Source organism: Candidatus Nitrotoga sp. BS (assembly GCF_927797785.1).
Taxonomy (GTDB): Bacteria; Pseudomonadota; Gammaproteobacteria; order Burkholderiales; family Gallionellaceae; genus Nitrotoga.
This window is the reverse complement of record NZ_CAKMLL010000059.1, coordinates 1-13746: the sequence shown is the minus strand read 5'-3', so window position 1 is coordinate 13746 and position 13746 is coordinate 1. Positions and strand designations below refer to the sequence as shown.

The following is a 13746-nucleotide window of genomic DNA, read 5'->3' as shown; positions in this document are numbered from 1 at the left end:
TGTCACCCCCAGTAATCAATTGAATCTATTCGCGTATTAACCGGACAGCAGTGATATATTTTACTGTTTTTAATTGAATGAGGACGCAATTCAATTGTTGAGTGCGCCGAGTATTACTGATTAATGAATATATTGCGTTATTATTACGGATGAAATTTTATACAGTCTAAAATTTAATGCTTTTATTTTAATGGCTATGTCCTCAAAAAAACAAATTGGTCATTTTAGTGCCCCATTGTCTCTCGACTTTGGCGGCGGCAGGGTTTCCTCAAGAAGACTTGAGCTGTTGACTGCGATAGGTCGAGCAAACTCGATTAGTGGCGCCGCTAAAGCGGTCGGGATGACCTACAAAGGTGCTTGGGAAGCAGTTGATGCAATGAATAATCTTGCTGGTGTGCCTCTGGTAGCGGCTTGGCAAGGGGGGCGTGGAGGCGGCAAGGCAGAACTAACTGAGGCGGGGCAGCGATTGGTAGATGAAATCGTGCGTATCGCCGCTTTGCAAACCCAATTTTTCGCTTCGCTTAATGAAGATATAGCTATGGGTAATAGTTTTCAGCTTCTAAAAAGGATAGAGGTGAAAACGAGTGCGCGTAATGCTTTCATGGGAATTGTTGAAAGCGTGCAAATGAGTTCAGTAAATGCGGAGGTGACACTGAGGTTAGCTAGCGGTGAAGCCCTGTACGCTATCATTACCCGAGAGAGTGTGCGCTCACTTGATCTTGTGCCGGGCAAGGTTGTGTATGCCTTGATTAAGGCGTCATGGGTAGTTTTAACCTCAGCGGACGACAAGATCAAAATATCAACGCGTAACTGTTTGTGTGGGTTGGTCACCCACATTGAAGAAGGCTCGGTAAGTACCGAGGTACTGCTTGATCTGGGTAAAGGCGTTACCCTTGCTGCGATTATCACTAACGAGTCGCACAAAATGCTTGGGTTTGCTGTTGGTAGCCGTGCATGCGCCTTGATCAAGGAGTCTCATATTATTCTTGGTGTAGACTAATGAAAAATAATCGCATTTGCGCTTTTTTTAGCTTACGCTATATACTTAAATATATTTTGAATTTAACATATTGTGGGTGTATGACCGGAAGCTTTTGAAGCTAAATGAATTAATAGCAATATTCAAATTCATCGATTCGAATGCAAACTCCAAGAATTGCTAGCGAGCTTAGGATGTTTTTTCCAATCGTTATATAGTATACTATATAACTAAAATATGCCCACCACGAATAAAATTGGTAGCTTTAGCGCCTCTCTATCCTTCTACTTAAATGGTGGTGATTAGATCTCCCCGCGAAGGCTCTAATTACAGGTTGTGATTAGTAGAACAAAATCTTTTAGTCGGAGTGCGAAGGCGGTTGGGATGAGCTACAAGGGAGGCTTGGGTAGCAATCGAAATAATGAATAATTTAGTTGGAGTGCCTCTGGTCACGTTTTGGCAAGATCGACGCAGGCAAAAAACTGTGTTGATCAACAACTGATAGTTGGACTGAATCGTTTCTGTGTATCACAAACATATTAATTTCAGTTGGTTGCGGTATTCGATAAACTCAATGAAGAACAAACGTTAAAAGATTCTCATACGCTGTTAAGGCGAATTAAAATGAAAACAAGTGCGCGTAATACCTTGAAAGGTACTGTTGAAACAGTTATTCATGGAGTAATTAATTCAGAAATAATACTTAGGTTGAAAAGTGGTGCAGCAGTGTGCGCTATTGTAACAATCGAAAGTGCACGGTTACTAGGACTTGTGCCAGGCAAAGCAGCATACGCGTTAATCAAATCAACATGGGTAATATTGACACTGGCGGATGAAAAAATCACAACGTCGGCGCGAAATCGGTTGTGCGGGGTGGTCAGCCGAATAGAAAAAGGCGCGGTGAATACCGAGGTGGTAATGGATATCGGAAATGACAATACTCTTGCTGCAATTATCACCAATGAATCGCAAACTTTGTTCAAATTTTCAGTTGGCAGCCCTGCTTGTGCGTTAATCAAGGCTTCTCATGTTCTTCTTGCCGTAGACGAATAAATAGAAAACCGAAACTCAAGCGGTTTTTTTTAATTGTCGTTATATAGTTGACTATATTTTGAATAAGATGGTTCACTTAAAAAATTATGATCAAAACTTTTTATTACCCATTAGGAAAAATGATTAATAAGGTTGTAAATTTTAAGGAAGTTATAAACTTAATTGAGTTCCGATATTTAGAACTATTCAAAATTAAAATGACTGCATCAAGGATAGAAGTCGGCATTCTGGCGAGTAGTCTGTTAGTGGCATCGCCCTATTCAGTTGCGCAAGAAAATATGCAGTTGAAACCGCAAATTGAAGTGTCGAGCCAGGAAATACAAGCAATAGTAAAAGCAGCAGTGCAGTCGCAGGAGATTACCCAAGAGAACGCTGCCTTGAAAGAAAAAAAAATGACTAAAACTGAAATATTGACTATGAACGCTATAGCTCCCAATTATTACGTTGAAAGTCGAACTTTTGGGGTGGCGCATGAAACTGAACCTCCTCGCTATGTTAAGCAAATCAACAATACATGGCTAAGCAATACTGAAGGCCTGGAAAACATTAACTGGGTAGATATAGGTTTGCAGACCAGACTTCGCTATGAGTATCGTGACAATGACTTTCGTCGTAGTAAAGATGTCCTAGATAAGCCACTATTGCAGAGCACGCGTATTTATGCCGACGTTAAAAGTAAAATTGATCCGTTCCGCTTTACAGTGGAAATGAACGATTCTCGCGCATATGACAGCGCATTCCAGAGTGATAATCGTAATGTCAATAAAACCGAGATAATTCAAGGTTATGGGGAGCTATATTTCAATGATGCACTAGGCAAGGATGATCTAGGCAATAACAGACCGGTTAGTATTAAAGCTGGCCGTATGACTTTAGATTTAGTGGATAGGCGACTGATTGCACGCAATGAATGGAGAAATACAATCAATTCATTTCAAGGCCTACGTGCAACTTTTGGCCAGAAAAAAAGTGATTGGCAGGTAGACTTAATTGCCTTGCAGCCAATAATTCGCTTAGCAGATCAAGTGGATAAAGTTAATGATGCCCAATGGCTCTATGGCATAGTCGGCGACTGGCGCAAATGGTCAAAAAATATCACTTTACAACCATATTATTTGTTTCTTAAACAAGATGGCGGCAAGGTCACATATGCTTCGAATGGAACACTGGCAGCTGCAAGCGCTCACACAAACCGAGAAATTCATACGGGTGGTTTTCGAGGATTTGGTATTGTAGAAAATACCGGGCTTGATTATGACTTTAACTATGCTAAACAATGGGGTAATGATGGCCCCCTGATTCAGGATGCTTATGCCTATAATCTAGAAGGAGGTTATACCGCCCAATATTCCTGGAAGCCACGTTTTAGTGCCACTTTAGCTTTTGCCAGCGGCGACAAAGATTCTAAGGATTCTAGAAATCAGCGCTTTGATAGCTTGTTTGGTGCTTCCAGGTCGTCTCTATCTGCTAGCAACTCCATTCAATTTTCAAACTTATATGCAACAAAAATTCGCAGTCAGCTCGCCCCTTCAGATAAGTTAAAAATTGACTTTGGCTACAGCTGGTACCACTTAGCCAGCGCCACTGACCTTTGGAGTGGTGGCGCCAACTTACAAGATAAAGCTGGTAAAAGCGGCAAAAATATAGGTGAAGAGTTTGATGTTCGTGTGCGGTATTCAATTAATCAGTATATTGGGCTAAATGTAGGTTACTCGCACTTCATGGCTGGTGACTTCACTAAAAAGACTTCTCAATTAGTAGAGCCAGGACGCAAAGCAAATTCCAATTTACTGTATGTTGAAACTACCCTAAGCGCATTTTAATTCAACACATAAAAGGTACTGTTTATTATGGCTAAAATTTTTCATACCCTTGTTATCGCAATAGTATTCGCGTTTGGTGCCAGCATCTCAACTGCTGAGAATATAACCGTCGTCGCCGCTTCCAGTATAAAATTTGCTATGGCCGATATTGTAAGTAAATTTAATGCCGAGCACCACCATGATGAGGTTAAGGCTATTTATGGCTCGTCAGGAAAATTCAGTGCACAAATCCAGAACGGCGCACCTTTTGATATTTACTTCGCGGCGGATGTTGGTTTTCCGCAGACGCTGAAGAAAGAGGGGCTAACGAGTACTGATCCAGTAATTTACGCGATTGGCCGCTTGGTAATTTGGTCTTCAACGACTGATGCAACTAAATTAACTCTGCAAAAATTGTCTGAACCGGCTATTCGTAAAGTGGCCATTGCAAACCCCGAATTTGCACCCTACGGTATGCAAGCCAAGGAAGCACTTAAATCGACCGGAATGTGGGAAAAACTACAAGGGAAACTTGTCTTTGGTGAGAATATCGAACATACCGCACAGATGGTAAGTACCGGGGCTGCCGATGCCGGTATTATTGCCCTTTCACTGGCACTTAATCCTACCTTGTCTAAACGAGGAGGGTATAGCTTGATTGATGACGGTCTTCATGAGCCGTTGGCGCAAGCTTTTGTAATAACCAAGCGAGCGAAAAATAGTGCGCTGGCGCGGCGGTTTGCAGCTTACGTCCAGACACCAGAATCACGCAAAATCATGGAAAGCTATGGCTTTGTGCTACCTAAAAAACACTCTTTTTTAGTAAGATAAATTTTGGAGTTCTTAAGACAAAGCTTGAGCTTGACCGCAGAGGATTGGACAGCAATCTGGCTTACGATACAACTTTGTTCATACACCACATTAATTTTAATGGCGATTGCAACACCATTGGCTTGGTGGTTGACTAGCGGGCGCTCTGCCTTTCGAACTGCTGTGCAGGCTGTGGTTGCACTGCCGCTGGTGTTGCCGCCCACCGTGCTTGGATTTTATCTCTTGATTATGCTTGGTCCGCGCGGCTTCATCGGCGGAACGTTAGAGGATATGGGACTACATCATCTTGCCTTTTCTTTCGAGGGGATATTGATAGGCTCAGTTTTGTATTCCATGCCGTTTGCTGTGCAACCTTTGGAGCAAGCATTTTCTAATTTGGGGCGACGCCCGATCGAGGTGGCTGCTTCACTTGGGGCCGGTGCGATAGATCGTTTCATTAGCGTAATTTTACCTATGACAAAAAGTGGCTTCATAGTCGCTATGACGCTCACTTTCGCCCACACAATGGGAGAGTTCGGGGTAGTCCTGATGGTGGGCGGCAATATTCCCGGGGTTACCCACGTATTATCAACCACTATCTATGGCTATACAGAAGGCATGCAGTATGCCGCTGCGGGAAGACTTAGTCTGATGCTATTGATTTTCGCTTTTATCGTGCTTTTCGTAGTGTACTGGTTTAATCGAGGTTTCGAGATGATAAAGCCATGACCTTGTCGGTACGCGCTCGGATTACTCACCCGAACTTCGTTTTTGATGTTGATGTTGATTGGCCAGCAGATGGTGTTACCGTTCTGTTTGGACGTTCAGGCTCGGGTAAGACGACATTGCTGCGACTGATTGCTGGCTTAGAGCGCCCGAACGGCGCGCACGTAAGCTTTCGTCACGAAATTTGGATGAATGACCGTCACTGTGTACCGCTGCATCGGCGCAGGATCGCTATTGTTTTTCAAGAGGCAAGTTTATTGCCGCATCTGTCTGTACGCGAAAATCTGCTCTACGGCTATAAACGCACACCCGTTGCTGAGCGTAGACTTCATCTGGACGAAGTTGTCCGTATGTTGGCCATTGAAAACTTGATTGAACGTCATATTAGTAAACTTTCCGGTGGCGAGCGTCAACGTATTGCCTTAGGGCGTGCGCTGTTAACAAGCCCACGCTTGCTCTTAATGGATGAGCCGCTTTCGGCGCTCGATACTCAGTCCAAGCGCGACATCCTTCCCTATTTCGAGCGCTTGGTCAAAGAAGCGGATGTGCCGATTGTGTATGTAACCCATGCGCCAGCCGAAGTAGAGCGTCTTGCAGACAGAGTAGTGTTTTTGCGGGATGGGCGCATCGATCGAATTGAAACGCTCAAAAATACCTTATCGCGGTCTGATTCACCGCTATTTAACGATGAAGGTGTGGTGTCTGTCATTGAGGGCCAGTTGGGGCAGAAAGAGTATGGGTTAACTTCTTTTCATGTAGGCGAAGATTGTTTTTGGTTGAGCACCCCTATTTATTCAGGTAGCGTTGGCAAGTCGCAACGTTTGCGTATCCTTGCAAAGGACGTCGGCATTGCTCTCGCTATACCGGAGAACACAAGCCTGATGAATATATTGCCGGTGACGGTGCAGTGTATTGATCCCGCTCGCGAGGGGTATGTACTGCTTTGGTTACAGTTAAATGGAGGTCAAAATTTGTTTTCTGAAATTACTGCATGGTCACGTGATCGACTAGATTTACGCAAGGGACTTGTCGTATATGCCATGATAAAAACGGCTGCGTTGGCGGAGTAGTTACGCGGATTCAACAACGAAGTGCAACTTTTTCTAACAGAATGATGGGGCGAGATGCAGTAGCACCTCATTATTTTTCTTGATTAGTTTCATGCCTCAGCTGGGTACAATTTTTTACTTACAGGCTCATGTGGTGAGCTATGAGGGGGTAATAATAGGCACATCTATCCAAGGAGATGCGTCATGGCAATGAATCGAGTTCAGTTTCAAAAGGGTCTGTCGTTGTGTGAGTGTCTGAAGCAGTACGGGAGGGTAAAGCAGTGCCACGCGGCGTTGTTGGCGTCGCGCTGGCCAGAGGGCTTTGTCTGCCCGCATTGCGGGGAAACCCATCATAGCACCTTCATCCAGAACGGCAGGTAGCACTGGCAGTGCCGAGTGTGCCGCTACCAGACGACGGTCACTGCCGGTACGATCTTCCAAGCAACGAAGCTGCCACTGACACGCTGGTTTCTGGCGATGCACTTGCTGACCCAAGCGAAAAACAATGTTGCCGCGCTGGAACTTATGCGCCATCGGGGCGTGAGCTACAAGACCGCCTGGCTGATGAAGCTTAAGCTGCTGCAAGTCATGACTGAGCGCGAATCCTCCCGCGTCCACGAAGGGCGAGTCGAAATTGACGACGCCTACCTGGGCGGCGAGTGCTCGGGTAAGCGCGGCCGAGGTTCCGGAAACCAAGTCTTCTTGCGTTGCGGCTGTGCAGACCACAGAGGACGGCAAGCCGGTCGTAGCCTGCTTCATCCGCATCCCGTTCACCAAGCAAGCCGTCGAAGCCTGGGCCAAGAAGGCACGGGTGCCTGCCGCTCAAGTGCTGTCCGATGGACTCGGATGTTTCCGGGGCGTCACTGCCAGCGGCGCTACGCACTCTGCCATTATTATGAACGGTGGCACGGGTCGGGAAGCGGCGCAACACCCGGCATTCCGCGCCGTGAATACCGTGCTGGACAACCTGAAAACAGCTATCAGTGGAACCTACCATGCTTTCGACTTCCGTTAATACGCAGACCGTTTCCTGACCAAGGTTCAGAACCGTTTTAATCGCCGCTTCGATCTTGGCACCATCCTCAAGCGCCTCGTTCGTGGTGCGGTGATTACAACCCCGTGCCCTGAAGCTGCCATTCGGTCGGCTGAGGCATGTAACTAATCAGATATTTTTTGCAACCAATATTATTACTACACATCAAGATTCTTAACTCCCAGTGCATTCTGTTCAATAAACGCACGGCGAGGCTCCACTATATCTCCCATTAAAGTTGTAAAAGTTTCGTCTGCTGCAATCGTGTCTTCAATCTGTACCCGCAATAAAATACGGTTTTTTATATCCATGGTGGTTTCCCACAGCTGCTCTGGATTCATTTCTCCCAATCCTTTATAACGCTGAATACTGACTCCACGTTTAGCTTCTTCCAACAACCATTCGATGGCTTGCTTGAAATCAGTTACCGGTTTGCGCTGTTCCCCTCGCTTGATATATGCGCTTTTGCCCATCAATCCATCCAAGGCGAGTGCTGTTTGTTTAATTTGAGTGTAATCCCCGCTAAGCAAAAATTTCGGCTCAATGTAGCTTACAGAATAATTGCCATGCGAATATTTTTCCAAACGTAAACGGTTTTCATCATTGGCTGGATTAATATCCGCTTTCACAATTATTTCCTGACCACAAACCTGCTGCAAGCTTTTCGCACTTTGTTCTGCTTGTTCTGCATTATCTAATTGAATACTTGGCTGTTTAAGCATTGCATGCAGAACTTCCTTCGCGATAACTCGGGACAAACGATCTATTATGGCTTCAGCAAGGAAGTATTCCTTGGCCAGATGCTCGAGTGTTTCAATTCCCAACGCTGGTAAATCTTGATCAGTATGCAGCTCAGCATTAACAAGGGCTGAGCTAAGCATAAATATTTTCATTTCATGATCATCTTTTAAATAACGTTCATCTTTGCCTTGTTTAACTTTATATAGTGGCGGCTGTGCAATATAAACATGGCCGCGTTCAACTAATTCTGGCATTTGGCGGTAGAAGAACGTTAATAACAAGGTACGTATATGCGAACCATCTACATCAGCGTCTGTCATGACGATGATGCGGTGATAACGCAATTTGTCTGGGTTATATTCATCCCGGCCAATACCCGTACCCAAAACTGTGATCAGTGTGGCGATTTCCTGTGATGAAATAATTTTTTCAAAACGTGCTCTTTCAACATTTAAAATCTTACCTTTAAGCGGCAAAATAGCTTGAAATTTACGGTCACGTCCTTGTTTTGCCGAGCCCCCGGCAGAGTCACCCTCGACTAAATACAACTCTGATAGTGCCGGGTCTTTTTCTTGACAATCGGCCAACTTGCCAGGCAATCCCATACCATCCAGCACCCCTTTACGACGTGTAAATTCGCGTGCTTTACGGGCAGCTTCCCTGGCGCGCGCCGCTTCAACAATTTTTCCAACAATTACTTTGGCGTCATTAGGGTTTTCTAGCAGAAATGCCATTAATTGTTGACTAACCACCTCTTCAACAACAGGGCGAATTTCTGAAGAAACTAACTTATCTTTTGTTTGTGAAGAAAACTTGGGGTCAGGGAGTTTTACCGAAAGTATCGCCGTTAATCCTTCACGCATATCGTCGCCAGTTGTTTCAACCTTGGCTTTTTTAGCAATTTCTTCTGTTTCAATGTATTGATTCAAAGTACGCGTCATTGCTGTACGCATAGCTGTCAAATGAGTACCGCCATCTCGCTGTGGAATATTATTAGTAAAACACTGTACAGTTTCTTGATAGGAATCATTCCATTGCATGGCAATTTCTGCTGTTATTCCTTCTCTTTCTACCAGCGTATAAAAGATATTTTTATGAAGTGCATTTTTATTTCTATTCATGTACTCAACAAAACCTTTTACTCCGCCTGTGAATGCGAAAAGTTCTTCTTTGCCGTTGCGCTTGTCTATCAAGGAAACTTTTACGCCATTATTTAAAAAAGAAAGTTCACGTAGACGTTTAGCCAGAATATCGAAATGAAATTCGACAAGACCAAAAACTTCTTTACTAGGTAGAAAATGTAATTCTGTGCCGCGATTCTTTGTTTCGCCTATTATTTGCAGCGGCGCAACCGGTTCTCCTAAATGAAATTCCATGAAATGGATTTTATCGTCCCGGTATATTGTCAATCTTAACCATTCTGACAATGCATTCACTACCGAAACTCCCACCCCATGTAAACCACCTGAAACCTTATAAGAGTTTCCATCAAACTTACCACCGGCATGTAATACCGTCATTATTACTTCTGCTGCAGAACGATTTTCTTCCTCGTGAATATCTGTTGGAATACCGCGTCCGTTATCAATCACGCTAATCGAATTATCCGGATGAATAATTACTGATATTTCGTTGCAAAAACCCGCTAATGCTTCATCCACGGCATTATCAACTGCCTCAAAGACCATATGATGCAAGCCACTACCATCATTTGTGTCACCTATATACATGCCTGGTCGTTTTCTAACTGCTTCTAGGCCTTTGAGAACTTTGATGCTGGTGGAGTTATACTCATTCATTATTTTTTCTTTCATCTGTTTCACGTGAAACATTAAAAATGCATTCGTAAATATTATTTACTCCGAATTACATTTTGAATATTTTTCGTTAGCTACTAAGTTTGTATTTATCAAATACGCATTGGCATAACAACATATTTGAATTCTTCATTACCTGGAATTGTGATCAAAACACTACTATTTGAATCACCAAAAGACAATACTACTGTTTGCGAAGCAGTACTATTTAGTCCATCCATTAAATAATTAACGTTAAAACCAACATCAAGAGCAGTTCCTTGATAGTCTATTTCCATGTCTTCCTGCGCTTCTTCTTGCTCGCTATTATTACTAATAATTCGCAAATTATTTTCTGTCAGAACAAAACGCACTCCTCTAAATTGTTCATTAGATAAAGTTGCTGCACATTGTAATGCTTGTAATATCTCTATTCTATTTAGCGTAAGTTGATTCGTATAACTAGGGATAACACGCTCATAATCTGGAAATTTCCCATCAATTACCTTAGAAATTAAAATAATATCTGAGAAAGTCATACGAACCTGATTTTCAGCTAATTCAAATGTAATTTTTTCTTCTGTATCAGCTAAAAGTCTGATTAGTTCATTAACTGTTTTCCTCGGCAGGATAATTTCACGTTTAGGATATTCTTGGTCAAGCTTACTAATAACGTATGCAAGACGATGTCCATCTGTCGCCACCAATTTTAAAAAACTTCCATCAATAACTAGTAAAACGCCCTTTAAATAATATCGAATATCTTGCTGTGCCATGGCATATTGAACCATACCAAATAATTTTTTTAGTTTGCCCTGTTCAATTTGAATTTTTAAAGCTTGTTCTAATGTTTCTAAAACTTTCGGGAAATCTTGAGCAGGTAACGTTTGCAAAGAAAATTTACTTTTATTTACTTTTACTAAAAGACGGTTCTCATTAATATCTAATGTAACTTTACTTGCTTCAGGGAGAACCCTAAGGATTTCCAATAATTTTTTAGCGGCTACAGTAATTGCTGTATCAGGGCTTGTTTGATTGGGATCGGAAAACTGCGTTGAAATTTGAATTTCAAGATCAGTCGCTATAAAACGTATATTAGATTCCGTTTTTTCAATTAAAACATTTGACAGAATTGGGAGGGTTTGTTTGCGTTCTACTATTCCAATTATTTTTTGAAGGGAAATTAATAAATTGTCTTTTTCAATCTTTTCAATAAACATTCTTATATATCCTTAATAACAATAATAATAGATGTTACATATAGTGAATAACTTTATATTTTTGTTTGTTTATAACATATTAGAGTGTATAAAAAGATGTGAATAAACGTTGTTTTTGACTGCGTAATTTTTGTGTATAGTTTTCAAGAAAATATTTTTAAGGATAGTTATTCACAATATTAAAGTACAACTTCAACTAAAGTAATTAAGGCAATTAGTTTCGTAATGTTTGATTAAGCAAATTGAAATCTGCATTAAGAGGTGAGTCTAGATTACGTAAACTTTCGATGGTCTTACATGCATACATAACCGTTGTATGGTCACGTCCTCCAAAAGCAGCTCCAATTTCCGGTAAGCTCAATTGTGTTAATTCCCTTGCCAAACACATTGCAATTTGCCTAGGTCTTGCAATTAAGCGTGTACGCTTTTTGGAAAGAAGATCAGCCACCTTGATACGGTAAAAATCAGCCACAGTTTTTTGAATATTCTCAATGGAAATTTGTTTATTCTGTGAAGCCAGTAAATCTTTAAGCGCTTCTTTTGCAAGCTCTACAGAGATGGTGCGTTTATGAAATCTTGAATATGCATCAATGCGTTTAAGTGCACCTTCTAATTCACGGATGTTAGACCGAATATGTTTAGCAATAAAAAAAGCAACACCTTCACTTATCGGATTATTAGAAATAGCAGCTTTCTGAAGTAAAATTGCTACCCGCATTTCCAAGCCGGGTGGTTCAACAGCTACTGTTAATCCCCAGCTGAACCGAGAAGTAAGTCGTGGCGTCATTCCTGAAATTTCTTTAGGGAAAGTGTCGCAAGTAATTACAACTTGTTTATGTCCATCGATCAATGAATTGAGAGTGTAAAAAAACTCTTGTTGGGTTCCAGGCTTATCAGCGATGAATTGAATATCGTCAATTAATAGCAAATCCAATGAGTTGTAAAATTGTTTGAATTCATCAAATTTTTTAGTTTGAAATGCGCGGACAACATCTGAAACATAATTAGTAGCATGAACATAGCAAATTTTTGCTTGTGCATTGCCATGCTTCATATGGTTTCCAATAGCTTGGATTAAATGAGTTTTCCCTAATCCAACTCCACCGTAAATAAATAATGGGTTATACGTTGTGCCGGGAGTTTCAGCAACTTGTATTGCTGCTGCATGAGCTAATTGATTTGCTTTACCTGTAACAAAATTTTCGAAAGATAATAAAGGATTAAGCTTACTCTGATTTTTGTGCTTATTAAATGTGAGTTGCGGTACAGACGGGTCAATATTATTTATAGCAACTGGTAATTTTGGCGGAAGTAAATCTAAAGGCTTCTCTTCTATACGCAACTCGAAACTTGGTGGGCATGAAAGAAATAACGCTGCTTGTTTAGAAATTTCTGGTAAAAAACGTTCCTGTACAATTTTTAACGTAAAAGTATTAGGCGCAGTTAAGGTAATTTGATTACCTTTAATTTCAAAAGCCAGAGGTTTAATCCAAGAATTAAATTGTTGTGAGGTAAGCGTACCTTCAAAAAAAAGAAGACAGGTGTTCCATAAAGTTTCGTCTTGCATAATTTTTAGAGGACGATGCAAAAATATTTGAACATTCTACTACATGCGCGGTATCTATCACATTCAAAACGTCAATGATTATGATAGCCGACTCAATCAATGAATAGCGAATTTCTTGGTGTAAGAGTGCAGTATATCGAAAGCTATCTGGGCTGACCCAGAATGCTCGCTCAACACATCATTTCAACATATTGATGTTGCTAATTTATTTAAGTATTAAGATAGTTTCAACAGATAATTGCAATACAGCCTAAAATAAATTGTTGGTTTTAATGTACGTTTTTCGGGAATTCAAGTTTTTTTCTCAGAGATAATGGATTAGTCAACAGATCTGCAAGAGTGTAGCGATCCAAAGTATCAAAGAAATTTTTACGCGCTTCTGTAAGCACTGACTTGAGGATACATGCGGGTAGTAAGGGACAGCTTTGATTTTTTGTGTTGAAGCATTCGACCAGATCGATATTGTCTTCCATATCGCGTACTACATCCCCGATGTTGATTAACTGTGGTAAGCGGGCTAAGCGTATTCCTCCACCCTTGCCACGCGTGGTTTGAATATAGCCGCGGTTGGCCAGTTGATGTACGACTTTCGTTAAGTGGCTTTGCGAAATACCATAGCTTTTAGAAACATCGCTGATCGTAGTCAGCGCGCTTTGCTGTGCACCTAAGTAAATTAAGGTGCGCAATGAATAATCGGTAAAGTGAGTAAATTTCATTTGTGACTTTAAATTAAAAATTACACTTAATTAATTAATGCAATGGCACATTCTAATCAGAATTCTGTGCAATGCCTAGCAGACTAGAGGGGTTAGCACGGTGAATTTGTTCTTAAGTAATCTAATGTGCCGACTGGCGTGTTTTAACCGGTCAACATGACTTCCAAGGTTATTTCCTGTTATTTCCCTGGTACGTTACCCCGCGGATTCAACAACGAAGTGCAACTTTTTCTAACAGAATGATGGGGCGAGAT

10 protein-coding genes and 1 pseudogene are annotated in these 13746 nt (G+C 41.7%); 7 read left to right on the top strand and 4 right to left on the bottom strand.

The genetic code is table 11. From position 1 onward, the window contains the following. Positions 1–190: 190 nt before the first annotated feature. The 7 genes and pseudogenes from MJ769_RS06760 to MJ769_RS06730 all read left to right on the top strand — a co-directional run bounded on the left by MJ769_RS06760 (position 191) and on the right by MJ769_RS06730 (position 7581). Positions 191–1000 (top strand): TOBE domain-containing protein, encoded by an 810-nt coding sequence (locus tag MJ769_RS06760; protein ID WP_239235538.1) that lies wholly within the window; start codon positions 191–193, stop codon positions 998–1000. Positions 1001–1603: 603 nt separating this feature from the next. Further along, on the top strand, positions 1604–2032 hold the full coding sequence (locus tag MJ769_RS06755) for a TOBE domain-containing protein (RefSeq protein ID WP_239235536.1): 429 nt from the start codon (positions 1604–1606) through the stop codon (positions 2030–2032). Between the two features lie 86 nt (positions 2033–2118). Then, positions 2119–3855: an alginate export family protein gene (locus MJ769_RS06750; protein ID WP_239235526.1), complete on the top strand. Its 1737-nt coding sequence runs from the start codon at positions 2119–2121 to the stop codon at positions 3853–3855. Positions 3856–3882: 27 nt separating this feature from the next. Then, positions 3883–4665 carry a molybdate ABC transporter substrate-binding protein gene (modA, locus tag MJ769_RS06745; RefSeq protein ID WP_239235524.1) on the top strand — a complete coding sequence of 261 codons (783 nt, stop codon included), beginning with the start codon at positions 3883–3885 and terminating at the stop codon, positions 4663–4665. Between the two features lie 3 nt (positions 4666–4668). Then, the gene (gene modB / locus MJ769_RS06740) at positions 4669–5373 is read left to right on the top strand and encodes a molybdate ABC transporter permease subunit (RefSeq protein WP_320412152.1); all 705 of its coding nucleotides are present in this window, start codon (positions 4669–4671) and stop codon (positions 5371–5373) included. Beyond that, complete coding sequence (modC, locus tag MJ769_RS06735) at positions 5370–6440, top strand: molybdenum ABC transporter ATP-binding protein (protein ID WP_239235520.1); 1071 nt, start codon at positions 5370–5372, stop codon at positions 6438–6440. The genes modB and modC overlap by 4 nt, the downstream gene beginning before the upstream one ends. Before the next feature lie 183 nt (positions 6441–6623). Further along, positions 6624–7581, top strand: a pseudogene (locus MJ769_RS06730) (IS1595 family transposase). A 29-nt stretch (positions 7582–7610) separates the two neighbouring features. Here MJ769_RS06730 and gyrB read toward each other — a convergent pair. The 4 genes from gyrB to MJ769_RS06710 all read right to left on the bottom strand — a co-directional run bounded on the left by gyrB (position 7611) and on the right by MJ769_RS06710 (position 13492). Beyond that, the gene (gene gyrB, locus MJ769_RS06725) at positions 7611–10007 is read right to left on the bottom strand and encodes a DNA topoisomerase (ATP-hydrolyzing) subunit B (RefSeq protein ID WP_239235518.1); all 2397 of its coding nucleotides are present in this window, start codon (positions 10005–10007) and stop codon (positions 7611–7613) included. A 95-nt stretch (positions 10008–10102) separates the two neighbouring features. Further along, positions 10103–11209 (bottom strand): DNA polymerase III subunit beta, encoded by a 1107-nt coding sequence (gene dnaN, locus MJ769_RS06720; RefSeq protein ID WP_239235516.1) that lies wholly within the window; start codon positions 11207–11209, stop codon positions 10103–10105. Positions 11210–11423: 214 nt separating this feature from the next. Then, on the bottom strand, positions 11424–12776 hold the full coding sequence (gene dnaA / locus MJ769_RS06715) for a chromosomal replication initiator protein DnaA (protein ID WP_239235514.1): 1353 nt from the start codon (positions 12774–12776) through the stop codon (positions 11424–11426). Between the two features lie 269 nt (positions 12777–13045). Further along, positions 13046–13492: an Rrf2 family transcriptional regulator gene (locus MJ769_RS06710; protein WP_239235512.1), complete on the bottom strand. Its 447-nt coding sequence runs from the start codon at positions 13490–13492 to the stop codon at positions 13046–13048. Positions 13493–13746 lie beyond the last annotated feature (254 nt).